At 69.4% G+C, this 24,308-nt stretch carries 29 protein-coding genes; 6 read left to right on the forward strand and 23 right to left on the reverse strand.

The features are described from left to right. The first annotated feature begins 47 nt into the window (after positions 1 to 47). The 5 genes from ACIRA5_RS23600 to ACIRA5_RS23620 all read left to right on the forward strand — a co-directional run bounded on the left by ACIRA5_RS23600 (position 48) and on the right by ACIRA5_RS23620 (position 3,729). The gene (locus ACIRA5_RS23600) at positions 48 to 227 is read left to right on the forward strand and encodes a hypothetical protein (RefSeq protein WP_403693515.1); all 180 of its coding nucleotides are present in this window, start codon (positions 48 to 50) and stop codon (positions 225 to 227) included. After that, complete coding sequence (gene repSA / locus ACIRA5_RS23605; RefSeq protein WP_403693517.1) at positions 220 to 1,593, forward strand: replication initiator protein RepSA; 1,374 nt, start codon at positions 220 to 222, stop codon at positions 1,591 to 1,593. Before ACIRA5_RS23600 ends, repSA begins: the two co-directional genes overlap by 8 nt. A 1-nt stretch (position 1,594) precedes the next feature. Then, positions 1,595 to 1,792: a helix-turn-helix transcriptional regulator gene (locus ACIRA5_RS23610; RefSeq protein ID WP_403693519.1), complete on the forward strand. Its 198-nt coding sequence runs from the start codon at positions 1,595 to 1,597 to the stop codon at positions 1,790 to 1,792. Beyond that, entirely contained in the window at positions 1,792 to 3,027 is a 1,236-nt protein-coding gene (locus tag ACIRA5_RS23615; RefSeq protein ID WP_403693520.1) for a tyrosine-type recombinase/integrase, read from the forward strand. The genes ACIRA5_RS23610 and ACIRA5_RS23615 overlap by 1 nt, the downstream gene beginning before the upstream one ends. 336 nt (positions 3,028 to 3,363) lie before the next feature. Continuing rightward, on the forward strand, positions 3,364 to 3,729 hold the full coding sequence (locus ACIRA5_RS23620) for a DUF6479 family protein (protein WP_097286414.1): 366 nt from the start codon (positions 3,364 to 3,366) through the stop codon (positions 3,727 to 3,729). A 101-nt stretch (positions 3,730 to 3,830) separates the two neighbouring features. On the opposite strand, the gene ACIRA5_RS23625 is transcribed toward ACIRA5_RS23620, so the two are convergent. The 5 genes from ACIRA5_RS23625 to rpsB form a co-directional block, all read right to left on the reverse strand. Then, on the reverse strand, positions 3,831 to 4,961 hold the full coding sequence (locus ACIRA5_RS23625) for a phosphatidate cytidylyltransferase (RefSeq protein ID WP_382121681.1): 1,131 nt from the start codon (positions 4,959 to 4,961) through the stop codon (positions 3,831 to 3,833). Further along, entirely contained in the window at positions 4,961 to 5,518 is a 558-nt protein-coding gene (gene frr, locus ACIRA5_RS23630) for a ribosome recycling factor (RefSeq protein WP_403693522.1), read from the reverse strand. Before frr ends, ACIRA5_RS23625 begins: the two co-directional genes overlap by 1 nt. A gap of 170 nt (positions 5,519 to 5,688) precedes the next feature. Next, complete coding sequence (gene pyrH / locus ACIRA5_RS23635; RefSeq protein WP_403693524.1) at positions 5,689 to 6,459, reverse strand: UMP kinase; 771 nt, start codon at positions 6,457 to 6,459, stop codon at positions 5,689 to 5,691. Positions 6,460 to 6,636: 177 nt separating this feature from the next. Beyond that, positions 6,637 to 7,473, reverse strand: coding sequence for a translation elongation factor Ts (gene tsf, locus ACIRA5_RS23640; RefSeq protein WP_403693526.1), 837 nt, complete (start codon positions 7,471 to 7,473; stop codon positions 6,637 to 6,639). A 95-nt stretch (positions 7,474 to 7,568) separates the two neighbouring features. Continuing rightward, a complete protein-coding gene (gene rpsB / locus ACIRA5_RS23645; protein WP_054235348.1) occupies positions 7,569 to 8,504 on the reverse strand; it encodes a 30S ribosomal protein S2 in 936 nt (311 codons plus the stop codon). Between the two features lie 270 nt (positions 8,505 to 8,774). Here rpsB and ACIRA5_RS23650 point away from each other — a divergent pair, with 270 nt between their 5' ends. Beyond that, entirely contained in the window at positions 8,775 to 9,380 is a 606-nt protein-coding gene (locus tag ACIRA5_RS23650; RefSeq protein ID WP_403693528.1) for a murein hydrolase activator EnvC family protein, read from the forward strand. A 205-nt stretch (positions 9,381 to 9,585) separates the two neighbouring features. Here the strand turns inward: ACIRA5_RS23650 and ACIRA5_RS23655 are convergent, their stop codons facing one another. The 18 genes from ACIRA5_RS23655 to proS all read right to left on the reverse strand — a co-directional run bounded on the left by ACIRA5_RS23655 (position 9,586) and on the right by proS (position 24,268). Next, on the reverse strand, positions 9,586 to 10,143 hold the full coding sequence (locus ACIRA5_RS23655) for a TetR/AcrR family transcriptional regulator (RefSeq protein ID WP_403693865.1): 558 nt from the start codon (positions 10,141 to 10,143) through the stop codon (positions 9,586 to 9,588). Positions 10,144 to 10,285: 142 nt separating this feature from the next. Further along, positions 10,286 to 11,128: an RNA polymerase sigma factor WhiG gene (gene whiG / locus ACIRA5_RS23660; protein ID WP_067371119.1), complete on the reverse strand. Its 843-nt coding sequence runs from the start codon at positions 11,126 to 11,128 to the stop codon at positions 10,286 to 10,288. 272 nt (positions 11,129 to 11,400) lie between these two features. Beyond that, positions 11,401 to 12,549, reverse strand: a complete 1,149-nt coding sequence (dprA, locus tag ACIRA5_RS23665; protein ID WP_190172486.1) for a DNA-processing protein DprA — start codon at positions 12,547 to 12,549, stop codon at positions 11,401 to 11,403. After that, a complete protein-coding gene (locus ACIRA5_RS23670) occupies positions 12,546 to 14,165 on the reverse strand; it encodes a YifB family Mg chelatase-like AAA ATPase (RefSeq protein WP_403693530.1) in 1,620 nt (539 codons plus the stop codon). Before ACIRA5_RS23670 ends, dprA begins: the two co-directional genes overlap by 4 nt. Beyond that, on the reverse strand, positions 14,165 to 14,536 hold the full coding sequence (locus tag ACIRA5_RS23675) for a YraN family protein (protein ID WP_352047814.1): 372 nt from the start codon (positions 14,534 to 14,536) through the stop codon (positions 14,165 to 14,167). The genes ACIRA5_RS23670 and ACIRA5_RS23675 overlap by 1 nt, the downstream gene beginning before the upstream one ends. Positions 14,537 to 14,653: 117 nt before the next feature. Then, a complete protein-coding gene (locus tag ACIRA5_RS23680) occupies positions 14,654 to 14,962 on the reverse strand; it encodes a DUF2469 domain-containing protein (RefSeq protein ID WP_003965949.1) in 309 nt (102 codons plus the stop codon). A 55-nt stretch (positions 14,963 to 15,017) separates the two neighbouring features. Then, a complete protein-coding gene (locus ACIRA5_RS23685; protein ID WP_352047813.1) occupies positions 15,018 to 15,548 on the reverse strand; it encodes an NUDIX hydrolase in 531 nt (176 codons plus the stop codon). Further along, positions 15,538 to 16,281: a signal peptidase I gene (gene lepB / locus ACIRA5_RS23690; protein WP_352047812.1), complete on the reverse strand. Its 744-nt coding sequence runs from the start codon at positions 16,279 to 16,281 to the stop codon at positions 15,538 to 15,540. The genes ACIRA5_RS23685 and lepB (ACIRA5_RS23690) overlap by 11 nt, the downstream gene beginning before the upstream one ends. Before the next feature lie 80 nt (positions 16,282 to 16,361). Beyond that, positions 16,362 to 17,312: a signal peptidase I gene (gene lepB / locus ACIRA5_RS23695; protein ID WP_403693532.1), complete on the reverse strand. Its 951-nt coding sequence runs from the start codon at positions 17,310 to 17,312 to the stop codon at positions 16,362 to 16,364. Next, positions 17,197 to 18,270, reverse strand: a complete 1,074-nt coding sequence (gene lepB / locus ACIRA5_RS23700; RefSeq protein WP_403693533.1) for a signal peptidase I — start codon at positions 18,268 to 18,270, stop codon at positions 17,197 to 17,199. Before lepB (ACIRA5_RS23700) ends, lepB (ACIRA5_RS23695) begins: the two co-directional genes overlap by 116 nt. Then, complete coding sequence (lepB, locus tag ACIRA5_RS23705; protein WP_403693534.1) at positions 18,263 to 18,979, reverse strand: signal peptidase I; 717 nt, start codon at positions 18,977 to 18,979, stop codon at positions 18,263 to 18,265. Before lepB (ACIRA5_RS23705) ends, lepB (ACIRA5_RS23700) begins: the two co-directional genes overlap by 8 nt. A gap of 45 nt (positions 18,980 to 19,024) precedes the next feature. Then, positions 19,025 to 19,375 carry a 50S ribosomal protein L19 gene (gene rplS / locus ACIRA5_RS23710; protein ID WP_054235359.1) on the reverse strand — a complete coding sequence of 117 codons (351 nt, stop codon included), beginning with the start codon at positions 19,373 to 19,375 and terminating at the stop codon, positions 19,025 to 19,027. Between the two features lie 131 nt (positions 19,376 to 19,506). Further along, complete coding sequence (gene trmD / locus ACIRA5_RS23715; RefSeq protein WP_403693535.1) at positions 19,507 to 20,328, reverse strand: tRNA (guanosine(37)-N1)-methyltransferase TrmD; 822 nt, start codon at positions 20,326 to 20,328, stop codon at positions 19,507 to 19,509. Continuing rightward, positions 20,328 to 20,918: a ribosome maturation factor RimM gene (gene rimM / locus ACIRA5_RS23720; protein ID WP_403693537.1), complete on the reverse strand. Its 591-nt coding sequence runs from the start codon at positions 20,916 to 20,918 to the stop codon at positions 20,328 to 20,330. Before rimM ends, trmD begins: the two co-directional genes overlap by 1 nt. Before the next feature lie 107 nt (positions 20,919 to 21,025). Next, the gene (locus ACIRA5_RS23725; RefSeq protein ID WP_005479813.1) at positions 21,026 to 21,265 is read right to left on the reverse strand and encodes an RNA-binding protein; all 240 of its coding nucleotides are present in this window, start codon (positions 21,263 to 21,265) and stop codon (positions 21,026 to 21,028) included. A gap of 2 nt (positions 21,266 to 21,267) precedes the next feature. Beyond that, a complete protein-coding gene (gene rpsP, locus ACIRA5_RS23730; RefSeq protein ID WP_060901212.1) occupies positions 21,268 to 21,696 on the reverse strand; it encodes a 30S ribosomal protein S16 in 429 nt (142 codons plus the stop codon). A 308-nt stretch (positions 21,697 to 22,004) separates the two neighbouring features. Beyond that, on the reverse strand, positions 22,005 to 22,601 hold the full coding sequence (locus ACIRA5_RS23735; protein ID WP_054235363.1) for a hypothetical protein: 597 nt from the start codon (positions 22,599 to 22,601) through the stop codon (positions 22,005 to 22,007). 251 nt (positions 22,602 to 22,852) lie between these two features. Then, positions 22,853 to 24,268: a proline--tRNA ligase gene (gene proS, locus ACIRA5_RS23740; RefSeq protein WP_403693539.1), complete on the reverse strand. Its 1,416-nt coding sequence runs from the start codon at positions 24,266 to 24,268 to the stop codon at positions 22,853 to 22,855. Positions 24,269 to 24,308: the final 40 nt, after the last annotated feature.

Consider the following 24,308-nt stretch of genomic DNA (forward strand, 5'->3'; position numbering starts at 1 on the left):
GGGAGCCGTGCCCCGTCCCGATCTCGTAACCGGAAGGAACCCCCAGCATGACGCACCGCACCCGACCGCCGTCCCGGATCTGCCCGGCCTGCGATGGCTTCGCCTCCGCCGCCATCACCCTCGGCGGCCGCGACCACCGCGGCCACCTGCGGACCATCACCGCCCACTGCCCGGCCTGCCACGGCACCGCCCGCACCACCCGAGCACGGGAGGCCGCGCGTGCCTGACCTGCTCGACCCGACCACCCTCGGCGACCTGCTGAGGGTGGCTTCGGCCGACGACTTCGACCGCTGGCACGACCAGATCCGCCGCACCGGAGGATGCGCAGACCCCATCCACCTCACCGGCTGGACCCTCACCAAGGACAAGACCACCGGCGAAACCCTCCACCACTACTCCACCGAGAACGAGCCGGGTGGACGGCTTCGGGTCGCGTGTGGCAACCGGCGCGCCTCCCGCTGCCCCTCCTGCGCCTGGACGTACGCGGGCGACACCTACCACCTGATCCGTGCGGGCCTGGCGGGCGATGACCGCCGCGACATCCCGTCCACGGTCCGCGATCACCCCCGCGTCTTCGCCACCCTCACCGCCCCTTCCTTTGGCCCCGTCCACAACCGGCCCGACCGAGGCGTCTGCCGCTGTGGCACCCGACACTCCGCCGATGATCTGACCCTCGGTACTGCGCTTGATCCGGAGACGTACGACTACGCGGGCGCCGTCCTCTTCAACAACCACGCAGGGGACCTCTGGCAGCGCTTCACCAACCGGCTCCGCCGCGAGATCGCCGCCCGCGCAGGCCTCACCCAACGGGAACTGAAGGAATCCGCCCGGCTCTCCTACGGCAAGGTCGCCGAATTCCAGAAACGCGGCGCCCTCCACTTCCACGCCGTGATCCGCCTCGACGGCCCCGAAGGACCCGACACCCCGCCCCCGTCCTGGGCCAGCGTCGACCTGCTCACCGACGCGATCCGCGCCGCCGCCGCGCACTCCTACACCTCGGTGTCAGTGCCCGCCGCCGGGGATCAGCCCGCCCGCACCTTCCGCTGGGGCACCCAGCTCGACGTGCGCCCCGTGAAGGCCTTCGGCGACGGCTCCGACATCACCGAACAGGCCGTGGCCTCCTACGTCGCCAAGTACGCCACCAAAGCAGCCGAGAACACCGGCACCCTCGACCGCCGCATCGGCGAACTCTCTGAACTCGACCGCCACGAGGTCCCCGGCCACACCCGCCGCCTCATCGAAGCCTGCAAGCAGCTCGATCCGCTCTACCCGGACCGGCGTCTGTGGGCCTGGGCGCACATGCTCGGCTTCCGCGGCCACTTCTCCTCCAAGTCCCGGCGCTACTCCACCACCCTCGGCGAACTCCGCCAGGTCCGCGCCGACTTCCGCGCCGAACAGGAACGCGAAGCCCTCGGCCTGGACGACCGCGAGCCGGACACCGTCCTCGTCCTCGCCGACTGGCAGTACGCCGGACACGGCCACACCCCCGGCGAATCCGCCCTCGCCGCCACCATCGCCCGCGACCTCCAGCACAACCGCGAAACCGCCCGCGAAGCCCTACGCGACCAGCTCGCCGACGAAAGGGAGTGGTGACATGACCACCGCGCTACCGAACCGCTTCCTGACCCCTGACGACCTGGTGGACATGTTCGAGTTGCCCAGCGTCGAGACGGTCTACCAGTGGCGGCGCAAGCGCACGGGCCCCCGCGGCTTCCGTGTCGGCCGGCACCTGCGCTTCGACCCGAACGACGTACGGGCCTGGGTGGACTCCCAGATCGGGGAGGCTGCCTGATGGCTGGGCACATCCAAGACCGTTGGTACAAGACCGAATCGGGTCCGGACGGCAAGCCTGTAAAGGTCAAGACCGACCGCTACGGCAACGGCCTCCGCTACCGGGCCCGGTACGTCGGGCCGGACGGCACCGAGAAGAGCCGATCCTTTCCAGACCGGCAAAAGCGCCGGGCGGAAGAGTGGCTGGCCGAGACCGCGGCCGACATGTCCCGTGGTCAGTACGTCGATCCCCGGGCTGCCCGGACGACTTTCCAGCAGTACGCGGAACGCTGGATCGCCGGGCAGACGACCGACCTGAACACGCGCATCGGAGCGGAAACCCGTCTTCGGCTGCACGCCTTCCCTCGTATCGGGGCGCGTCCACTCGGATCCTTCCGCCCGGTCCACATCCGCGAGTTCGTGCGCGACCTGGAGAACGACTCAATAGGCGGCACCTACGCCCGCAACATCTACGCCAACGTCCGTGCGGTGCTGTCGGCCGCCGTGGATGACGGCCACCTCGCCCGGAACCCGTGCTCGGCTGCGTCCGTCCGGCCGCCCGCTGTCTCCGCCGCCCGGGTCGTTCCCTGGCTCCCGTCCCAGGTTCGTGCGGTCCGTGACGCCCTGCCGGAGCGCTACCGAGCCATGGTCGACGTAGGCAGCGGCTGCGGTCTCCGACAGGGCGAGATCATCGGTCTGGCCGAGGACACCGCGCAGCTCGACGGTGACACTCTTCGGGTGACCACTCAGGTCAAGCTGATCAGGGGCGTCGCGGTCTTCGCTCCGCCGAAGGGCAACAAGGAGCGGGATGTACCGCTGCCTTCCTCGGTGGCCTCCGCCTTGCGGCGGCACATGAAGAGTCACCCGCCCGTGGGAATCAAGCTGCCGTGGATCAGGCCGGACGGCCCGCTCACCGAGCGGCGCTTGATCTTCACCAACACAGCCGACGGGATCGTCTGGCGGAGCAACTTCAACGTCCAGGAGTGGAAGCCCGCCCTTGCTGCCGCCGGCCTTATTCCGACTCCCGAACCCGGCAAGCCGTACGCCTCCGCCCGGCAGCATGGGATGCATGCCCTTCGCCACTTCTACGCGTCGGTCCTCCTGGACGCGGGCGAGAGCATCAAGGCCGTGAGCGAATACCTCGGGCACTCGGATCCGGCGATGACGCTGCGGGTGTATGCCCACCTGATGCCGAGCAGCAGCGAGCGAGCTCGCCGGGCCCTGGACGGTGTCTTCGGAACGGCCCAGGAGCCCTGACGGCCCGGAGACGGCCCAGCGGGCATAAGACGGCCCCCTACTGGCGACAACATCGCTGGTAGGGGGCTTCTTCGCGCCCGGATCACATCAGTTCTCCGGGCTTAGGCATGGCCATACCAGTGTCGCAGATCGAATTGCGTGACCTGGGCCGCGAGCCGTGCGGGACGCCGCCCTCGGCGGCTGGAGTGGGTTGTCCGCGTCGTTCGCGATGTTCACAGACCCATGCCGCGGGAGACCGCCGTGCGCCTGATCACGCGTCCGGCCAGGTGTCCGGCGTGGTCGGGGCGGGTGCCGGGGCGGCTGGTTCGTTGGGTAATTTGAGGGTATTTGCCTTATATGAGTACTGCATCGATGTATTTGGCGGAGCCCAGCGGTCTGATCAGCCTGGCGCTGTTCTTGATCGCCGTGGCACTCATCACACTCCTGGGCGGCAGCTTCTGGCTGAGCTGCCGTATGCGGACCCGCGCACCGCGTCTGCCCCGCGCAGAGGAACAGCCGCATGTGCCGCAGGGGGGCCCGGTCCGCGAGATGCGGGAGGTCCGGGAGCCCGCCGAGGTACCCAAGGTGGCCAAGGGCCAGCACGCTCTCACTCCGTACGAGCTGACCCACATGTCGACCCGCACGAGCCCGTCGCAGAAGCGAGAGCGCTGGCACGACGGAGGCAGCGGCTCGTTCGGCAGCGGTGGACTGGGGCACCACTGACCCCGGGCCGTCCGCCACGCGCCGAAAGGGCGTCGGCCACCCGACGAAAAGGGGCCCGCCGTCACCGTGGACGACGAGCCCCTCACCGGCATGCGCGCAGATCAGCCGGATCCCACGAAGAGCACCAGCAGCAGCCAGACCACCGGCGCGGTCGGCAGGAGCGAGTCCAGCCGGTCCATGATGCCGCCGTGGCCCGGCAACAAGGTGCCCATGTCCTTGATGCCCAGGTCCCGCTTGATCATGGACTCGCCGAGGTCGCCGAGCGTGGCGGTGGCCGCGACCGCGAAGCCCAGGATCAGCCCCTGCCACCACGTGCCGTCCTCGATCAGGTACTGCATGCACAGCGCGCCCCCGACCATCGCGAAGGTGACCGCTCCGAACAGGCCCTCACGGGTCTTTCCGGGGCTGATGCGCGGCGCCAGCTTGTGCTTGCCGAAGCGCCAGCCGATCGCGTATGCGCCCGTGTCGCTGACGACCGTCAGCAGCAGGAACGTCAGGACGCGGCGCGGACCGTCGTCGGCGGTCAGCATCATGGCCACGAACGTCGCCAGGAACGGCACGTAGAAGGCCGCGAAGACGCCCGCCGTGACGTCCTTGAGATAGCCCTCGGGCGGTTCCGTCATCCGCCAGACCAGGACCGCCAGCGCGGTGAGCGCCATCGCCACCCATGCGCCCTCGGCGCCCCGGACGTAGCCGGAGACGACCATCGCCGCACCGCCCACCGCGAGCGGGACGAGCGGCGCCTTGATGCCCTTGCGCTCCTCGAGCCGTGATGTGAGCTCCCACAGGCCCACCACCACGGCGACCGCTATGACCCCGACGAACACGGCCTTGACGACGAACAACGACGCGACGATCACCGCACCGAGCCCGACGCCGACCCCTATCGCGGCACCCAGATCGCGTCCCGCACTCTTCTTCTGCGGTGCGGGGGCGGGCTGTGGGACGGGGCTGGGCATGGGCTCCTGCGGCTTCTGCGACGGGGTCCCGAGGGATCCCGCCGACGGGGTGTCGTCGCGGAACAGGGGGCCACTCAGCCGAGCGGCCCCCCGGTCGTCATCCTGGTCTCCGCCGTGTGCGGGTACGTCGGGCGCGATGGGCATGGGGCGAGTCTGCTGCGCGTTATGCGCATCGTATGCGGGACCCGCCGGGGCTGCCCCCTGGGCAGGCCCCTGCTCGGACGGCCCCCAGTACCCGGCTTGTGGCGGCGCCCCCCAGGAAGAGTCGTTCATCAGACCTCGAGCAGCTCCGCTTCCTTGTGCTTCAGGAGCTCGTCCACCTGAGCGACGTACTTCGCGGTGGTGTCGTCGAGCTCCTTCTCCGCGCGACGGCCCTCGTCCTCGCCGACCTCGCCGTCCTTGATCAGCTTGTCGATGGCGTCCTTGGCCTTGCGGCGGATCGAGCGGATGGACACCTTGGCGTCCTCGCCCTTGGTCTTGGCGACCTTGATGTAGTCCTTGCGGCGCTCCTCGGTCAGCTCGGGGAACACCACTCGGATGATGTTGCCGTCGTTGCTCGGGTTGACGCCCAGGTCGGAGTCGCGGATCGCCTGCTCGATGTTGCGCATCGCGCTCTTGTCGAACGGGGTCACCACGGCCATGCGCGGCTCCGGCACCGAGAACGAGGCCAGCTGGTTGATCGGCGTCAGCGCGCCGTAGTAGTCGGCCACGATCTTGTTGAACATCGCCGGGTGCGCACGGCCGGTGCGGATCGCGGCGAAGTCCTCCTTGGCGACCACGACGGCCTTCTCCATCTTCTCCTCGGCCTCGAGGAGGGTCTCTTCGATCACCACTTGCTCCTGCGTGTCTTGAGTAGGCCCGGCAGCTGCTCCTCGTCGGGGTGGCGGCCGGCTGCGTCGCGTCTTATTCCTGCACGGTTCCGGACCGGCAGGACATTGTCCATCCCCCGGTCAGGGTCCATCCTCGGCCCGGGCTTGTCCCCGGCCGAGGTCGGTCCCGGTCAGGCCCGGCCGCTTTGGTCACCCACGAGTGTGCCGATCTTCTCACCCTTGACGGCTCGAGCGATATTGCCCTCCGCCAGGAGCTCGAAGACCAGGATCGGCAGCTTGTTGTCGCGGCACAGCGTGATGGCGGTCATGTCGGCGACCTTGAGGTCGCGCGTGATGACCTCGCCGTAGCCGAGCGAGTCGAACTTGACGGCCTCGGGGTTGGTCTTGGGGTCGGAGTCGTAGACCCCGTCCACGCCGTTCTTGCCCATCAGCAGGGCCTCGGCGTCGATCTCCAGGGCGCGCTGGGCGGCGGTGGTGTCGGTGGAGAAGTACGGCATGCCCATACCGGCCCCGAAGATGACCACACGGCCCTTCTCCAGGTGCCGTACGGCGCGCAGCGGGATGTACGGCTCGGCGACCTGGCCCATGGTGATGGCGGTCTGCACGCGACTGTCGATGCCCTCCTTCTCCAGGAAGTCCTGGAGGGCGAGGCAGTTCATGACCGTGCCGAGCATGCCCATGTAGTCGGACCGGGCCCGGTCCATGCCGCGCTGCTGGAGCTCGGCGCCGCGGAAGAAGTTGCCGCCGCCGATGACGACGGCGATCTGGGCGCCGCCGCGCACGACGGACGCGATCTCGCGGGCGATCTTGTGCACCACGTCGGGGTCGACGCCCAGTCCGCCGCCTCCGGCGAACGCCTCACCGGAAAGCTTCAGCAGAAAGCGGCCCGCGCCTTTGCCGTCGTCGGTCTTCTCGCCCTTGTCGGCCTGGGTGGTGGTCATGGAGATCTCCTCATGGTGCACATACGAAGAAGGCCATTGCCGGTGGGGTGTTGTCTCCCATACGCGGCAATGGCCTCCTCGTCAGATCTGCTGTCGTCCGTCACGCACGCGCGTGTCGGCGTACGCGGACGACTGCTGCCGACCCTATAGGGGTCGCGCGTCGATCGCGGTACGGACTCAGATGCCGACCTTGATGCGCACGAAGCGCTTCAGGGTGACACCGGCCTCGTCCAGGACCTTCTGGACGGACTTCTTGTTGTCGAGCGCGTACGGCTGACCGAGGAGGGTGGCCTCCTTGAAGAAGCCGTTGACGCGACCCTCGACGATCTTCGGGAGGGCGGCCTCGGGCTTGCCCTCGGCGCGGGTGGTCTCCTCGGCGACGCGGCGCTCGGACTCGACGATCTCGGCCGGGACGTCCTCCTTGGAGAGGTACTTCGGCGCGAAGGCGGCGATGTGCTGCGCGACACCCTTGGCGAGGTCGGCATCGGCCTTGTCCAGCTCGACCAGGACACCGATCTGCGGGGGCAGGTCGGGCATGGTGCGGTGCATGTACGCGGTCACGTAGGCACCGGAGAACTGGGCGAAGCGGTCCAGGACGATCTTCTCGCCCAGGTTGGCGTTGGCCTCGTCGACGAACGCCTGAACCGTCTTGCCGGGCACGATCTCGGAGCCGAGCAGCGCCTCGAGGTCGGCCGGCGACGTCTTGACGACGTGCTGGGCGATCTCGTTGGCGACGGCCTGGAACTTCTCACCCTTGGCGACGAAGTCCGTCTCGCACTTCAGCTCGACCAGGACACCGGAGGTGTTGTCGTCAGCGATGATGGAGACCACGGCGCCGTTCTCGGCGGAGCGGCCTTCGCGCTTGGCGACGCCCTTCTGGCCCTTGATGCGCAGCTCTTCGACGGCCTTGTCGACGTTGCCGTCGGCCTCGTCCAGCGCCTTCTTGCAGTCCATCATGCCGGCGCCGGTGAGCTCACGGAGCTTCTTGACGTCGGCGGCGGTGTAGTTCGCCATGATTCCTGGAATCTCTCTCGAAGTCTGAAGATCTACGGGCCGAACGGCGGGGGCTCGGTGTGCCCCCGCCGTTCGTGACCCGAAGGGGTGAGGGGTCAGGCCTGCTCGGCGTCCGCGGCCGGGGCCTCGGCGACGGGGGCCTCGGCGGCCGGGGCCTCGACAACGGCCTCGGCCTCGGCCTCGGCGACAACCTCGGCCTGCTCGGCGTCGGCGACCTTCTCCGTCTCGGCGGAGGTCTGGACCTCGGCGTCGTCGGCCTTCTTCTCGCCCTCGAGCAGGTCGCGCTCCCAGGCGGCGAGCGGCTCGCCCGCGGCCTTGTCACCCTCGGCCTTGCCGGCACCGGAGCGGGAGATGAGTCCCTCGGCGACGGCGTCGGCGATCACGCGGGTGAGCAGGGTGACGGAGCGGATCGCGTCGTCGTTGCCCGGGATCTTGTAGTCGACCTCGTCGGGGTCGCAGTTGGTGTCGAGGATGGCGACGACCGGGATGTTGAGCTTCCGGGCCTCACCGACCGCGATGTGCTCCTTCTTGGTGTCCACGATCCAGACGGCGCTGGGCACCTTCTGCATCTCACGGATACCACCAAGGGTCTTCTCCAGCTTGGCCTTCTCGCGCGAGAGCACGAGAAGCTCCTTCTTGGTCAGACCGGACGCGGCGACGTCCTCGAAGTCGATCTGCTCGAGCTCCTTGAGGCGCTGCAGACGCTTGTAGACGGTGGAGAAGTTGGTGAGCATGCCGCCCAGCCAGCGCTGGTTGACGTAGGGCATGCCGACGCGGGTGGCCTGCTCGGCGATGGCCTCCTGCGCCTGCTTCTTCGTGCCGACGAACATGACCGTGCCGCCGTGGGCGACGGTCTCCTTGACGAACTCGTAGGCGCGGTCGATGTACGACAGCGACTGGAGCAGGTCGATGATGTAGATGCCGTTGCGCTCCGTGAAGATGAAGCGCTTCATCTTCGGGTTCCAGCGACGGGTCTGGTGACCGAAGTGGACGCCGCTTTCCAGCAGCTCCCGCATCGTGACGACGGCCATGGCCGTTCTCCTTGGTGTTCTCGGTTGTGCCGCGCGTGCCGGACGGCACGCGCGCCTGACGCCCGCGATGCGCCTTGCCACGAGGGACCGAGAGGCGCTGACACCGGCTTTTGATGGCCGGGTGTCGGGGCGTGCGAAGTCGACCCGGTGACCCGGATCGCCACGAGAAGTGTACGGGACCCGGAAGGTGCAGGGTGACGCCGCTGTCCACAACCGGCCGGTGGTCCACAGATCCCGGCCATGATCCGTCAGATGCGGGACCGTTCTCGCATGCGAGCGAAACGATGTGTGCGCACGTGGCTGGGGTTGCTGTTGGGAATGACGGTGACCGTGCTGGGTGCGCTGACCCCCTCAGCCCTGGCCCGGGCGAACGGTCCGGCGCCGCCGTCTCCCGCCGGTTCACCGGCCCCCGACACGACGGTTGTGCCGCTCGCCCGCCTCTGGCCGGTGGGTCTGCGCCCCTCGGTGCTGCGGGGTTGGGACCCGCCGGCGACGCCCTACGCCCGCGGCCATCGCGGGGTGGACCTCGCGGCTCCCCCGGGCTCCCCCGTCCGCTCCGTCGCGGCCGGCCGCGTCTCCTTCGCGGGGCGGGTCGCGGGGCGTGGCGTGGTCGCCGTCGAACTGACGGGCACCGGCGCTCCGCCCCTGCGCACGACCTTCACCCCGGTACGGGCCGCGGTGCACCAGGGCGACGAGGTGGCCGCGGGCGAGGTACTGGGCACGCTCGAAGCGGGCGACGCCCACTGCGGTACGCCATGCCTGCACTGGGGCCTGCGAAGGGACAGGACCTACTTGAACCCCCTGTCCCTGCTCCCACCCTGGCTGCTGCACAGAGACCCGTCCCGCCTGCTCCCGGTGACGAGCGCGCAGCGGTGAGAAACGGGAGAAGCACGGGCCGCGGCCAGTGGTTCAGGCCTGACTGCCCGGCTTGGGCGGACACAGCCCGTATCCATCCGCGGGCAGGGGAGGCTTCTCCATCCGCAAGGGGGAGCGGCGTCTTCGAACAAAGCCGGGCCGGGCCTCGCCGCGCCGTCTGCCCCGCGCCCCGTCGCCCGGCGCCGGGCACCCGGTACGCAGGGGCTCAGCCGCGTACGCCCCGTAGCACCATCCCCACCGCGGCGTCCGTGATCACGCCGGGCTCCTCCGCGGCCCCCAGCTCGATCCTCCGGACCGCCGCGTCGACCACGCCCTGAAGGAGCATCGCGGCCAGCCGGGGCTCGGCGTGGCCCATCTGCCGCAGCGCGTCGACGATCATCGCGACCAGCCCGCCGTGCGCCGCGCGGATCTTCTCCCGGGCCCCGGCATCGAGCTCACTCGCGGAGATGGCCACGACAGCCCGGTGCCGCCGGTCCCCGACCAGCACCAGCTGCTTTCGAACGTACGCCTCGACCTTGCCCTCGGGCCCGTCCGCCGCGGCCATCGCCGCCGAGACCTCCGCGGCCCAGACCGGAAAGTCCACCTCGCACAGCTCTTCGACCACGGCCGCGCGGGACCGGAAGTACTCGTACACGGAGGATCGCGCGAGCCCCGTGCGCTCGGCGAGGGCCGGGAAGGTCAGCGCCTCCGTCCCGCCCTCGGACAGCAGGGACCGGGCCGCGTCCAGCAGGGCGGCTCGCTGCATCGACCGGTGCTCGGCCACGGAGGCCGCTCGAATCCTTGGCACGCCCTCCACTTTACGGACGGACCGTCCCGGACGGCAGTCACTCCCACCACCCGACAGGAACGCGCCAGCGAGGGGAGCGACCAGGCAGGGACGATTCAGCAGCTTGCCCCGCTCGAGGTCAGCGCCCGAAACTCGCCAGCTTGGCGCGCAACTGCAACACCGACTTGGTGTGGATCTGGCTCACCCGGCTCTCCGTCACTCCCAGCACGTTCCCGATCTCCGCGAGCGTCAGGCCCTCGTAGTAGTAGAGCGTGACCACGGTCTTCTCCCGCTCCGGCAACGTGTTGATCGCGCGAGCCAGAAACCTCCGCAGCTCCCGGTCCTCGGCGACCTCCACCGGATTGTCCGCCGCGGTGTCCTCCAGCGTGTCCATCAGACTCAGCCGGCCACCGCCCTCACCGCCGACGTGCAGCAGCTCCTCCAGCGCCACCACGTTGGCCAGCGACAACTGACTGAAGACCGCGTGGAGTTCCTCCACCCCGATCCCCATCTCGGAGGCCACCTCACCCTCCGACGGCGTGCGCCGCAGCCGAGCCTCGAGCGTCGCGTACGCACGCTCCACATTGCGCGCCTTCTGCCGCACCGACCGGGGGATCCAGTCCAGCGCCCGCAACTCGTCGATCATCGCGCCCCGGATCCGCGTGATCGCGTACGTCTCGAACTTGATCTCCCGCTCGATGTCGAACTTCTCGATCGCGTCGATCAGCCCGAACACCCCCGACGAGACGAAGTCGGCCTGCTCCACATTGGCCGGCAGACCCACGCTCACCCGCCCGGCGACGTACTTCACCAGCGGCGAGTAGTGCAGGATCAACTGCTCACGCAGCCGCTCGTCCCCCGTCGCCTTGTACGACCGCCACAACTCGTCGAGCGTCGAGGGAGCGGGCGGGCGCACGCTACCGCCGTCGCGGGCGGCTGGGGGGATCGCCGCCCGATCGGACCCGGAGGTGTGCTGGGGCATTCGTCGCCTTGTGCCGTTCTGCCGTGAACTGGGGGTACCTGGGTGAGCTGTCGCGCTGATGTCGAGTTGCCTGTCCTGCGTCGGAATCCACGTGAGCGTAGCGTGACTGGAGCGCCACAGTGCGCGAAGGGGAGCGGATCAGCCGTGCGCAGATACGTTCCGCTGTGCGTCCCTCGGGGGCACGTTCGTCGCCCTCCGTGATCACCGAGAGACATCAACTGCGGGAATTGCCAAGGCTGTCGGCGTTCGCCCGGACGGCCGAACACGCTCGGTCAACACCCGCGACGATCACCGCGGACCGAGATCATTGCCTGGCGTGTCAACTTCCAGCCGTCGCCGTGTCGTTCGACGAAGCCAAGTGATCGGAGTTCGTACAGCCTCCCGACCGCGTCGTCCGTGGTGGTTCCCGCCCCGCGGGCGATGTCCTCCGCTCCCGCCAGACCGCGCGCCGGCAGCGCGGCCAGCACACGTCCGGCACCCGGATCCAGCAGGTCACGCGGCAGCACGGGCCCGCGCCGGTCCGGGGCCAGCTCACCGATGTCGCCCACCAGTTCGGCGACGTCCGCGGCGTCGGTGACCAGGACCGCTTCCCCGCGCAGCAGCTCATGCACCCCGGCCGACAGCCCGCTGGTGACGGGGCCCGGCACCCCCATCGCGAACCGCCCCAGCCGCTGCGCCGCCCGCGCCGTGACCAGCGCGCCACTGCGGTACGCGGCCTCGACGACCACGGTCCCCCGGGTGAGCGCGGCGATGACCCGGTTCCTGAGGATGAATCTGCTCGGCGTGGGGTGGTCACCCGGCGGCAACTCCCCCACGACCAGACCCTGTTCGGCGATCCTGGTGATCAACTCGGTATGCCCGCGCGGATAGGGCCGGTCGACTCCGCAGGCCAGCACGGCGACGGTGGCGCCGCCTGCCCCGAGGGCGCCCCGGTGCGCGGCGCCGTCCACCCCGTAGGCACCGCCCGACACCACCACCCAGCCCCGCTCGGCGAGCCCGGCACCGAGTGTGGCCGCCATATGGGCGCCGTACTCGGTACAGGCCCGGGCTCCGACCACGGCGACCGAGCGCAGCGCCCATATCCGCAGGCTGGGCCGTCCCCGTACCCACAGACCGGTGGGGCGTGTGTCGCCGAGGTCGTCGAGTTGCGCCGGCCACTCGGGGTCCCCCGGGCACACGAACCGGGTCCCGGCCTCCCGCGCCACCGCGAGGTCCCGCTCGGGATCCGCCCGCTCCGCCCGGGCCCGCAGTCCCGCCCAGCGCTTGTCCGTCACCCCTCGTGGTTGCTCGCCGCCCGCGACGAGCCGCCGGACCGCCTCCGCGGCACCGACCGCCCGCAGCCAGCGTCCGCAGACCTCATCGCCCGGTTCGATCACCCGCGCGAGGAAGGCCCGCTGGAGCCTCTCGTCCTCCTGGCTCACGACAGCGCGCCGATCGCCATCGGCACCCCACGGGGGACCCCGGTGCGCAGTTGCAGGGCGAGGGCGACGTCCGTCGCGCCGGGTCGGTCGTGTCCCACCAGGTCCGCGACGGTCCAGGCGACACGCAGCACCCGGTCGAGGCCGCGGGCGGTCAGGGCACCTCGCTCAAGGCTCCGCTCCGCCTCGTCCATCGCGCCCAGGGACGCGTACCAGCGGCTGCGCAGCTCCCGGCCTGGCACTTCGCTGTTCGTCCGCCAGGGCGTGCCCGCCAGCCGCACGGCGGCCCGCTCCCTGGCCGCCCGCACCCGGTCGGCGACCGTCTCGGTGGATTCGCCCCGCGCACCGCGCTCGGTCAGCTCGGACCGGGTGACGCGGTCCACCTCGACCCGCAGGTCGACGCGGTCGAGCAGCGGCCCGGAGAGCCTGGCCTGGTAGCGGCGGATCATGGAGGGCGGGCACTCGCACAGGTCGTCCCGCTGCGAGAAACGGCCGCAGGGACAGGGGTTCGCCGCCAGCACCATCAGGAACCGCGCCGGAAACCGCACCACCCCCGCACTGCGCGCGATCACCACATGACCCGCCTCCAGGGGCTGGCGCAGCGCGTCGAGGACCTGGCTCCCGAATTCGGGCGTTTCATCCAGAAAAAGCACCCCGCGGTGAGCCAGGGACACCGCGCCCGGCCGTGCGATCCCCTGGCCGCCGCCGACGAGTGCCTGCATGGTCGCCGAGTGGTGCGGGGCACAGTAGGGAGCGACGTCGACCAGGGGTTTGCCCGGTGGCAGCAGGCCGGCGACCGAGTGGACGGCGGTGACCTCCAGGGATTCGCCCTTGGTGAGCCGCGGCAGGATGGCCGGCAGCCGCTCGGCGAGCATCGTCTTGCCCGCTCCTGGAGGACCTTCCAGGAAGAGGTGGTGGCCGCCCGCCGCCGCGACCTCCACTGCGGTCCGTGCCGAGTGCTGGCCCACGACGTCGGCGAGGTCGTGGTCGTGCTGGGCCGCGCCCATGCTGTGCATGCCGGTGGCGGCGCCCGTGCCCGGCATCCGCAGTCCCGCCATCAGCGGATCCGGTCGCCCCTGCTCGTCCGGATCCTCCTCGGGCACCGGCTCGTCCGTGAGCACCGCGATCAGCTGGCGCAGACTGCGCACCCCGAGCACCGAGATCCCCGGCACGAGCGAGGCCTCGGCCGCCGCGCACTCCGGCACCACCACCTGCTCGTACCCGGCGTTCGCCGCGGCCAGGACCGCCGGCAGCACGCCCCGCACCGGCCGTACGCGTCCGTCGAGGCCCAGCTCGCCGATCATCACGATGTCGGAGAGCACCCGGGGATCGATGCGCTCGGCGGCTCCCAGTACCGCGCAGGCCACGGCCAGGTCGAAACCGCTGCCGCCCTTGGGTACGGATGCCGGGCTCAGGCCGACCGTGAGCTTCTTCTGGGGCCACGCCGAGCCGGAGTTCACCACCGCAGCCCGGACCCGGTCCTTGCTCTCGGTCAGGCTCTTGTCGGGCAGGCCGACCAGGGTGAAGGCCGCGACGCCCGGCTCCAGGTCCGCCTGGACCTCGACGACCACGCCCTCGACGCCCACGAGGGCCACCGCACAGGTACGCGCGAATCCCATCAGGCCACCCCCCGCGCGTGCTCGACCACGGGGGCGCCGCGATCGGGGAGGACGACGCCGATCAGATCGATGCGGACGCCGCCGGGTGGTGCCCCGCCGTGTTCCTGTAGCCAGCGTTCGGCCAAGCCGCGCAGGCGCTGTGCCTTGGCCGGCGTGACGGCCGCCATCGGGTGCTCGAAGGCCCCCGCCTTGCGCGTCTTGACCTCGCAGACGACGAGCGCGTCCCCGTCCCGGGCCACGATGTCGATCTCGCCGGCCCTGCCGCCGCGCCAGTTGCGCGCCAGGACCGTCATCCCGGTCTCGGTCAGCCGCCGTGCGGCCAGATCCTCGCCGTACTTGCCCAGTGCGTTGCGTGCCTCGGGTGTGTTCATGTCGGCACCACCTCCGGCGCCAACACTGAGGCCACTTCGACCGACTATTGGATCTTGGTGGACAAACGGCCGACTGTGGACAACTCCATCACCCACACGAGGGTTCTTGGGTTGTCATCAACCGCCCGGCAGTTCCAGATCGCTCTTGTTCAGCTCCTCGATATTCACGTCCTTGAACGTGAGGACACGCACCTGCTTCACGAAACGAGCAGGTCGGTACATGTCCCACACCCAGGCATCCGCCATGGACACTTCGAAGAACACCTCGCCCTGGACCGAGTGCACCTGCATCTCGTAGTCGTTGGTGAGGTAGAAGCGCCGTTCGGTCTCGATCACATATTTGAACAGACCGACGACGTCGCGGTACTCCCGATAGAGCTTCAGCTCCATCTCGGTCTCGTACTTCTCGAGGTCCTCGGCGCTCATGGCATGTTCCCCTTCAGCCGTGCGTCCCCCTATTGTGCGCCAGCCCCGCGAGCCTCTAGACGATTTCGGTGTCGAGGATCTCGGGCCTGGCCGGAGGACCCTCGTCGAGCAGCCTGCGCAGCAGCCCGGCGAGTCTGGTCGGATACACCGTCTCATGTGCCTCGGTCAGTTCCCGGCACGTCCACCAGCGCGCTCCGGCGACACTGCGCCGTTCCAGCTCCGTCAGCCCGGCGGCGACGGTTCCCTTCTGGCTCGTACGGGCCAGGAAGTACCACTCGTCCTGGTCCCAGCGCCGCCCCGCGAACGGGAACGAACAGCTCCGCTGCCACAGCACCGGGCCCAGTTCGACCTCGGTGATGCCGGTCTCCTCCACGAGTTCCCGCAGCGCGGCCTCCTCGCGCGTCTCGTCGCCCTCGAGGCCCCCACCGGGCGTGAACCACCAGTCGTCCGCCGGATCGTCCGGCTCGTGACCGTGCAGCAGCAGAATGCGGTCCTGCTCGTCGAGCAGCACGACCCGAGCCACCTTCCGGGGCCCGCCACCGCTGGAGTCCTCGACCGAACCCCCGTACGACGCCTCAGGCGGCACCGGCGAGCTCCGTGCGCGCCCGGCCGCGCCGGCTCAGCCGCGTGGCGATCGGCCCGTACGCCGCTCCGCCCAGCACCAGCACCGCGCCGACCACGATGGCGGTCAGGACCAGCCGCAGCGGCCCGGGCGAGGAGATCCCGCCCAGCGTCTCGAAGCCCGTGGGGCGCGCCAGCATGCCGTCCATCGGCCAGGCGATGGCGTCCACCCGGCCCTTCACCGCGCTGCGCGCGACGGTGCCGTTGAAGGCCTCGGTGAGGTGGGCCGTGGAGTCCAGTGAGCCGCTGCGCTCGTCGCCGAGCAGGAAGAGCCGGTCCTTGGGTACCTCGACGGTCGGGATCTGGGTCGACTCCGCGGCCTGGCCCTTGGCGAGATACGGCTCGTCGATCTGCTTGCCGTTGACGGTCAGCTTGCCGTTCGTGCAGCACGCGACCGTGTCACCGCCGACCGCGACGACCCGCTTGACGAGGAGCATGTCGCCCCAGCTCTTCTGCTTGAAGACGATGACGTCGCCGCGCTTGATGTCACCGCCGTCGATCCGCTGGGCCAAAATGCGATCGCCCGCCTTGATCGTCGGCACCATCGACTCGGTCGGCACGGTGTACGGCTGGTATTCGATCGCACCCCAGGCGAAACCGCCGAGAAAGAGCACACAGCCGAGGGCCACGGCCAACCCCGACAGCACGCTGCCGAGCCGCCCGCGGCCCTCGTCCGTACGACCTGTCGTCTTGCTCATCCCAGTGCTCCCCAACTCGGAGAATCGATCCCACGGCCCCACCTGCGGGCCGCGGAAGATCGGCGATCTGGGACGGCACCCTACCCGGCGGTACCCCGACCAGAAACCCTCGGGTTTCCGGCGGTAAGGCGACGCCTGCGCCACAGCACCAGCGGCACCGCGCCGGCGAGCCCGAGCGCGCCCGGGGCGGCCGCGCTGAGGTTCTGGTCGAAGGTGTCGGGAATCGGCAGCGTGTCCCAGCGGGTGGGCGGCCAGGCGATCACGATGGCGCGGCCGACGACATTGCCCACCGGCACGAAGCCCTGGTGATCGTCCTGCTGGTGATAGCGCGAGTCCAGCGAGTTCTGCCGGTGGTCACCCATGACCCAGATTTTGCCCTTGGGTACCGTCACCTTGAACTGGCCGCCCTGGTCGTCGACGCTGCACGGGGTGTTCCCGGCGTAGACGTACGAGTCCTCGTTCAGTGCCTTGCCGTTGACCGTCAGCGGGCCGGTGCCCTTGCACTCGATCGTGTCACCGGCGACGCCGATGACCCGCTTGATGAGGTCCTTCTCGTTGGCGGACGGCATCAGGCCGATCTTGCTGAGGAACGTCTGCACGGCGTTCGGGTTGGGCGTGGGCTCGCCCGCCAGCCAGTTGTCGGGGTCGTGGAAGACGACAACCTCGCCGCGCGAGGGCTCCGAACCGAACCACGGGGTGAGCTTGTCGACCAGGACCCGGTCGCCCTGCTGGAGGGTGTTCTGCATCGAGTCCGAGGGAATCGAGAACGCCTGGACCAGGAAGGTCTTGATCAGCAGCGCGAGAACGAGCGCGATACCGATGAGGAGCGGGAGTTCCTTCCAGAAGGAACGTGGCTTCTTGGGCTTCGGCTCCTGCTCGCCCTGCTCCTTCGTACCGCCGCCGCCGTCCCCGGAGTCACTCCCGGAGCCCGTGACATCGTTCGTGGCCGGGGTGGCCGATCCGTCGGGTCGCTCCGGCTGCTCCTCGGGGCCATCGTGTCCGGATCGTGCGCCGACCGCCAAATCCCCCACATCCACTCCTCACTCCGTGCCGCCGCCTGCGCCGGATCCGGCGCAGGCCCACCACTCCCATAACGAGCGGGAGTTCCGCAGGGCTCGGGAGCGGGATCAATCGATTGAGATCCGCGGACGCCACCCTATGCGACGGGCCGAGGGCGGTTGCCGACCCGCTCGGTACGGACGCGAACGTGTCCGGTTCCTTCAGACGGGTCCAGTGCCCGAAGGGCCAGGCGATGACCATGGCTCTGCCGACGACCGAACTCTCGGAGACGGTACCGCCGTATTTCTCGGTGCGGTGGTAGCGGGAATCGGCCGAGTTGGCCCGATGGTCGCCCATCACCCAGAGACGGCCCTTGGGCACAGTTTCTTCGAAGGGGAAGTCCGACGGCTTGTTCCCTGCTTGGATGTACGGCTCGTTGAGCGGCATGCCGTTGACGGTCACGCGCCCTTGGGTGTCGCAGCACTTCACGGTGTCGCCGCCGACCGCGACGACCCGCTTGATGAGGTCCTTGTCGTTGTCGGAGGGCAGCAGACCGATGGCCGTCAGGCCCTCTTTGACCTGCTTGACGACGACGGGGTCGTTCTTCTTGGTGGTCTTCTCCCCGGCCAGCCAGTTGCCGGGGTCCTTGAAGACGACGACGTCGCCGCGCTGGGGCTTGGAGCCGAACCATGGCGTGAACTTGTCGACGAGCACACGGTCGCCGATCTGGATCGTGTTCTCCATGGAGCCCGACGGGATCACGAAGGCCTGGACGAGGAAGGTCTTGAGGACCAGGGCTATGAGCACCGCGACGCCCACGAGGAGGGGTATCTCCTTGATCGCGGAGCGCCGGCGGCGCCGCTTGACCTTGCGCTGGAGCTTGCGGCGCTCGGCACGGCCGGGCCGGGCGGCGGCGCGCCGGGTGCCGGTGGGCAGCAGGTTGTCGGCGGCGTGGTCGGAGACCCCACGTGGCCTGCCGCGGTTACCCATGGACACCGTCCGCGGTGGGCACACGCGCGTAGGCGGCGGCACGCTGCAGCCGGGTCCAGTGGTCCGCGGGCCAGGCGATCCAGTCGGCCCTGCCGATCACATCACCGACGGGAATCATGCCGCCGCCGGGAGACCCCAGGTGGTCGCGGGAGTCGCTGGAGTCGCTGCGGTGGTCTCCGAGGAGGAACAGGCTGCCGGTGGGCACCACGACGTCGAAGGAGACGTCGGACGGGCTGTCCCCCGGGTACAGAAACGTCGACTCGTCGACCGACCGGCCGTTCACCTCGAGCCTCCCCTCCTTGTCGCAGCAGACCACGTGGTCTCCCCCCACACCGACGACGCGTTTGACGTAGTCGGCGTTCCCGAAATACCCGGTGCCGTCGAACACGACGACATCGCCCCGCCGCGGCTCAGCACCGAAACGGTACGCCAACTTATTTACGAGAACGCGGTCTCCGATCCTCAATCCGCGCTCCATCGAGCTGCTGGGAATCTCGAACGGCTGCATCACGAAGTTGCTGAACAGCACCAGGAACAGCAGACAGACCAGCACGGTCAGAGTGATCCGCCCGCCTGGGAGCCAGTCGGCGGCCCGGTCCACCAACGCGAAACGCGACCGTCCCTCCGGCCCCTCGGCATCCGAGAGGTCCTCGGATTCGGTGGGGCGGGAGGAGCGGTCGCGCTCCGTGTGCTGTGCTTCGGTGTCCATCGGAGCCAGATGTTATCCGGCGTCCATGTGAACCCCTTCGCGAGCTCAGTTGTCGCGCTTCTCCTTGATCTTGGCGGCCTTGCCGCGCAGGTCACGCAGGTAGTACAGCTTCGCGCGACGCACGTCACCACGGGTGACGAGCTCGATCTTCTCGACGATCGGGGTGTGCACCGGGAAGGTACGCTCGACGCCGACCGAGAAGGAGACCTTGCGGACCGTGAAGGTCTCGCGGACACCGGCGCCCTGGCGGCGGATGACTACGCCCTTGAACTGCTGCACACGGGAGCGGTTGCCCTCGATGACGCGGACGTGGACGTTGACGGTGTCACCCGGGCGGAATGCCGGGATGTCGCTGCGCAGCGACGCGCTGTCGACGGAGTCGAGCAGGTGAGACATTTCGTCTGCTTTCTTCGCTGATGCCACAGGTCATCAACGGGAGCTAGTTTTCCAAGAGGGTGCCGCCGCGTCGGGACGGGCGTCGTGTCCCCCTGTGGCAGGGGCGCCCGGTCTACGCAGACAACAGCGGCCTATTCTTCCACGGCCTCTGGCCTGCGCCAAAATCGACCGTCGGGTTCCGGCTGCCAGCCCAGGATCGAGAGCATTTCGCGGTCCTTCTTGTCGAAGACGGAAGGGTCACAGCGCTCGATGAGGTCGGGCCGGTTCGCCGCCGTACGGCGCAGGGCCTCGTCGCGGCGCCAGCGGGCGATCTTCCCGTGGTGACCGCTGACCAGCACGTCGGGGATCTCTCGGCCGCGCCACGCCGGGGGCTTGGTGTAGACCGGCCCCTCCAGGAGGTTGGCCATGGCGCCGGGGGCGAACGAGTCGTCCCGGTGGGACTCGGCGTTGCCGAGCACACCAGGCAGCAGCCGCGCCACGGCCTCCGTGACGACGAGTACGGCCGCCTCTCCGCCGGCGAGTACATAGTCGCCGATGGACACCTCGTAGACAGGCATCCGGGTCGCGTATTCGTCGATGACCCTGCGGTCGATGCCCTCGTAGCGGGCGGGCGTGAAGACCAGCCAGGGGCGCTCGGAGAGCTCGACGGCGAGTTCCTGGGTGAACGGGCGTCCGCTCGGCGTGGGCACGACCAGGACGGGTCCGTGGGAGCCGGTCTCGTAGCCGTCGGCCAGGACGGAGTCCAGGGCGTCGCCCCAGGGCCCGGTCTTCATGACCATGCCGGGGCCGCCGCCGTACGGGGTGTCGTCGACCGTGTTGTGACGGTCGTACGTCCACTCCCGAAGGTCGTGTACGTGCACATTCAACTGCCCACGCGCGCGTGCCTTGCCGACGAGCGAGACGTTGAGGGGTTCCAGGTACTCGGGGAAGATCGTGACGACGTCGAGCCGCATCAGGCGTCGGCCCCCGAGGAGTCCTCGTCGTCCTTGGCGGAGGCGTTTTCCGTGTCCCTGGAGGAGACGATTTCCGCCTGGTCGTCGTCGATCAGGCCCGGCGGCGGGTCGATGACGGCCCGCTGCTCCTCCAGGTCGATCTCGGTGACGATCTCCTCGACGAACGGGATCATGACCTCACTCCCGTCGGGCCGTTCGACCACGAACAGGTCCTGCGAGGGCAGATGGGAGATCTCCGTGATCCGTCCGACCTCCGTCCCGTCCTTGGTGACCACGTCCAGGTCCATCAGCTGGTGGTCGTAGTACTCGTCCGGGTCCTCGGGCTGCTCGTCCGGGTCCACCTCGGCGATCAGGAGGGTGTTGCGCAGCGCCTCGGCGGCGTTCCGGTCGCGTACGCCCGCGAAGCGCAGCAGCAGACGACCGCTGTGCACCCGGCCTGTCTCGATGGTCAGCGGTCCGGTGGAGGCCGGATCGGTGAGCAGGACGGCGCCGGGCCCGAGCCTGAGTTCCGGCTCGTCCGTACGGACCTCCACGGTGACCTCACCCTTGATGCCGTGGGCGCGGCCGACGCGAGCGACTACCAGCTGCACTGTGCTTGATCTCCTGTCGATGTGCCTACGGCATGGGTTCGGGGACGACTACGGGCCGGGGACGGCTCGAAAGCCCTCCCCGGCCCGAGCCGGTGCTGCCTGTTACGTCAGCGGACGTGGTCCACGTCGACGAGGTCGACGCGGACACCTCGGCCGCCGATGGCACCCACGACGGTCCGCAGAGCGCGGGCGGTACGGCCGTTGCGGCCGATCACCTTGCCGAGGTCGTCGGGGTGCACCCGGACCTCGAGAACGCGCCCACGGCGCAGGTCGCGCGAGGCGACCTGCACATCGTCGGGGTTGTCGACAATGCCCTTCACGAGGTGCTCGAGAGCCTCCTCGAGCATGCTCAGGCCTCGGTCGACTCAGACGAAGAAGACGCGGCCGGGGCCTCGTCCTTCTTCTCAGCCTTCTTCTTCTGGGTGATGGCCTCACCCTTGCCCTCGTCGTCGCCGCCCAGGGCGTCGAACGACGGGCGCGTCGCCTTCGGCTCGGCCACGAGCAGCGGAGCAGGGGCGGGCTCGCCCTTGAACTTCTGCCAGTCGCCGGTCAGCTTCAGGATGGCGAGAACGGGCTCGGTCGGCTGCGCGCCGACACCCAGCCAGTACTGCGCACGGTCCGAGTCGACCTCGATGCGCGAGGGGTTCTGCACCGGGTGGTACAGACCGATCTCCTCGATGGCCCGACCATCACGGCGGGTACGGGAGTCGGCGACGACGATGCGGTAGTGAGGCGAACGGATCTTGCCCAGACGCTTCAGCTTGATCTTGACTGCCACGGAAGTGGTGTCTCCTGGTCTTGACGTGGTTGGGCACGGCGAGATGGCCGCGTGGGGTTGCGGTACCCGAGTGCCCGATGGACGCGTCAGCCGGAGGAGAGAGGGGTCCTGTGCGGCTGTCGAGTACAGCTAGCCATTGTGCCACACCCTGGCGGGGCGCCTTCACGGGGCAGCGTGCCGTGACCCCCGGCGCCGGATGCCCGGCACCGGGGGCCACGGCCGAGATCGGCAGCGCGCCCGGCTCGGACCGGGTGCCGCCGCGCGGGGCTGACTCCGACTGAGTACGGCTGCCACGAGCAGCCGTCCGCTCAGCTCGCCGCGGCGCCCACGACCTCGGGGATACGGAACGGCTTCCCGCATCCTCCGCACACGATCGGCGCCTGCGCCAGTACGGACGGGACCACCCGTACGTTGCGGCCGCAGTCGCACACCGCCTTGACGCGGACACCTCCCCCGGAGGAGCCGTGCCGGGCGGCCGGGCCCCGGAACGAGCGGGCCGTGTCCGCGGCGGTCGCGGCGGTGTGTGCCTTGAGGGCGCGTTGCAGCCGCTCGATCGTCGGGCGGTAGCGCCGCTTCGCCTCGGGGTTGAGCGTGACCAGGGAGAAGCCACTGCTGGGGTGCGGCTCTTCCGGGTGGTCGAGGCCCAGCTCTTCGGCGATGGCGAGGAATCTGCGGTTGTGGTACCGGCCGGCGCGCGAAGTGTCGCGGACTCCGCGGGCGGCGGCGATGCCATGGACTGCCTCATGCAGCAGTCGTTCGAAGGAGAGTTCGTGCCCGCAGGCGGACGACGACTCTCCGATCAGGGACTCTGGCGCGGCAAGATCGGGCAGTTCGGGGTGGTGCCGCTGAATGTCGGCCCACGCCCCTGCCAGCTCTGCGGCGAGAACAGGTGGTGTCGTGCTCACGTAATGACAACGAGCCGGGGGGCCTCTGTGTTCCTATTCCGGGCCATCCCAAATAATTTGCACGTACCCGTCAGTTGCCGCTGATGCGTCCGGACGAGGGCGGGTGCGCTGATCTGCGGAGAAGCCTCACAGCTCACACCAAGCCGGTACGTAGTAGCGCGTACGCCCCGGCGCGTAGACGGTGTCCGCGCGCCGAGGCCCCTGTGGTCATCAGATGCGCAAGAGGCGTTTCGGCCTCGCTGCGGGCCTACTCAGTAAGCGCGCGCGACGACCGCGACGTTACCGGGTGCGTCGTCGGCGTCGGGCACCGACCCGTCCTCGGTGACCAGACACCGTACGGTCACGGAGTGCTCGGCGAGCTCGGCCTCGCCCTCTTCTCCGAGGTCGGCCCACGGAATGCGCGCCCAGCCGCCGGCTGCGGCCGTCTCGACGGCCTCCTGGATCGTCGACACCTCCGCGGTGCGGGACTCCCTGCGCTCACGCGACTGCTTCAGAAGCAGCGCCTGGTCCTCTTCGAGGACGGTGGGGAGCAGTTCCACCAGAGCGTCGATGGCGACCGGCTCCTTGCCGCCGGGGATACGGCGGGCCAGCATCGCGGTGCCGTTCTCCAGGTCACGGGGACCGACCTCGACACGGACGGGGACTCCCTTGAGCTCCCAGTCGACGGCGCGCCGCCCGAACGGGACGTCGGTGCGGTCGTCCACGTGGACGCGTACACCCGCCGCCTTCAACCGGTCACCGATTTCGCGGACCTTGGCCAGAACCGCCTCGTCACCCTTGATCGCGAGGACGACGGCCTGGATCTGGGCGAGCCGCGGCGGGACGCGCAGTCCGTTGTCGTCGCCGTGCATCATCACCAGGGCGCCGATCATGCGGGTCGTCGAGCCCCAGGAGGTCTGCCAGACCAGCTCCTGCTTGCCTTCCTTCGACAGGTACTGGGTGTTGAAGGCCTTGGCGAAGTTCTGGCCCAGCTCGTGGCTCGTGGCCATCTGGAGGGCCTTGCCGTCGCCCATCATGCCTTCGAGCGTGAGGGTGTTGATGGCACCCGCGAAGCGCTCCTTGACGGTCTTGCGGCCGGGGACGACATCCATGCCGAGGACGTTCAGCATGAAGTCCTCGTACACCTGGCGGTGGATGTGCGCGGCGAAGTCGCGGGCGTCCTCGTACGTGGCGTGCGCGGTGTGGCCCTCCTGCCAGAGGAATTCGGACGTACGCAGGAAGAGGCGGGGCCGCAGCTCCCAACGGACCACGTTCGCCCACTGGTTGATCAGCAGCGGCAGGTCGCGGTAGCTCTGCACCCATTTCGAGAAGTAGTCGTTGATGATCATCTCGGAGGTGGGCCGGACGACCGCGGGCTCCTCGAGTTCCTTGCCGCCGCCGTGTGTGACCACCGCGAGCTCCGGTGCGAAGCCCTCGACGTGGTCGGCCTCCTTGGTGAGGTACGACTGCGGGATCAGCAACGGGAAGTACGCGTTCTGGGTGCCCGTCTCCTTGATGCGGGCGTCCATCTCCGCCTGCATCCGCTCCCACAGCCCGTACCCGTACGGCCGGATGACCATGGAGCCGCGCACCGGTCCGTTGTCGGCCAGTTCGGCCTTGGCGATCAGATCCTGGTACCAGCGCGGGAAGTCGTCCGCCCGGGGCGTGAGAACGGGTGCCTTTGCCATGGCGCGATGGTACGGGCACACGTTGCCGACATGTGAATTC

This window comes from Streptomyces sp. NPDC096311 (assembly GCF_044763085.1).
Taxonomy (GTDB): domain Bacteria; phylum Actinomycetota; class Actinomycetes; order Streptomycetales; family Streptomycetaceae; genus Streptomyces.

Excerpts from the sequence above, each read along its gene's own strand:
- ACIRA5_RS23600 (WP_403693515.1), top strand. The coding sequence starts at position 48 with ATGACGCACCGCACCCGACCGCCGTCCCGGATCTGCCCGGCCTGCGAT.
- pyrH (WP_403693524.1), bottom strand. The coding sequence starts at position 6,459 with ATGACCACCACCCAGGCCGACAAGGGCGAGAAGACCGACGACGGCAAA.
- tsf (WP_403693526.1), bottom strand. The coding sequence starts at position 7,473 with ATGGCGAACTACACCGCCGCCGACGTCAAGAAGCTCCGTGAGCTCACC.
- ACIRA5_RS23675 (WP_352047814.1), bottom strand. The coding sequence starts at position 14,536 with ATGAACACACCCGAGGCACGCAACGCACTGGGCAAGTACGGCGAGGAT.
- ACIRA5_RS23620 (WP_097286414.1), top strand. The coding sequence starts at position 3,364 with ATGAGTACTGCATCGATGTATTTGGCGGAGCCCAGCGGTCTGATCAGC.
- whiG (WP_067371119.1), bottom strand. The coding sequence starts at position 11,128 with ATGCCCCAGCACACCTCCGGGTCCGATCGGGCGGCGATCCCCCCAGCC.
- ACIRA5_RS23650 (WP_403693528.1), top strand. The coding sequence starts at position 8,775 with ATGCGAGCGAAACGATGTGTGCGCACGTGGCTGGGGTTGCTGTTGGGA.
- rplS (WP_054235359.1), bottom strand. The coding sequence starts at position 19,375 with ATGTCTCACCTGCTCGACTCCGTCGACAGCGCGTCGCTGCGCAGCGAC.
- ACIRA5_RS23625 (WP_382121681.1), bottom strand. The coding sequence starts at position 4,961 with ATGAACGACTCTTCCTGGGGGGCGCCGCCACAAGCCGGGTACTGGGGG.
- lepB (WP_403693533.1), bottom strand. The coding sequence starts at position 18,270 with ATGGGTAACCGCGGCAGGCCACGTGGGGTCTCCGACCACGCCGCCGAC.
- trmD (WP_403693535.1), bottom strand. The coding sequence starts at position 20,328 with ATGCGGCTCGACGTCGTCACGATCTTCCCCGAGTACCTGGAACCCCTC.
- ACIRA5_RS23615 (WP_403693520.1), top strand. The coding sequence starts at position 1,792 with ATGGCTGGGCACATCCAAGACCGTTGGTACAAGACCGAATCGGGTCCG.
- ACIRA5_RS23670 (WP_403693530.1), bottom strand. The coding sequence starts at position 14,165 with ATGGGATTCGCGCGTACCTGTGCGGTGGCCCTCGTGGGCGTCGAGGGC.
- ACIRA5_RS23725 (WP_005479813.1), bottom strand. The coding sequence starts at position 21,265 with ATGCTCGAGGAGGCTCTCGAGCACCTCGTGAAGGGCATTGTCGACAAC.
- proS (WP_403693539.1), bottom strand. The coding sequence starts at position 24,268 with ATGGCAAAGGCACCCGTTCTCACGCCCCGGGCGGACGACTTCCCGCGC.
- ACIRA5_RS23610 (WP_403693519.1), top strand. The coding sequence starts at position 1,595 with ATGACCACCGCGCTACCGAACCGCTTCCTGACCCCTGACGACCTGGTG.
- lepB (WP_403693534.1), bottom strand. The coding sequence starts at position 18,979 with ATGGACACCGAAGCACAGCACACGGAGCGCGACCGCTCCTCCCGCCCC.
- ACIRA5_RS23680 (WP_003965949.1), bottom strand. The coding sequence starts at position 14,962 with ATGAGCGCCGAGGACCTCGAGAAGTACGAGACCGAGATGGAGCTGAAG.
- lepB (WP_352047812.1), bottom strand. The coding sequence starts at position 16,281 with ATGAGCAAGACGACAGGTCGTACGGACGAGGGCCGCGGGCGGCTCGGC.
- rpsB (WP_054235348.1), bottom strand. The coding sequence starts at position 8,504 with ATGGCCGTCGTCACGATGCGGGAGCTGCTGGAAAGCGGCGTCCACTTC.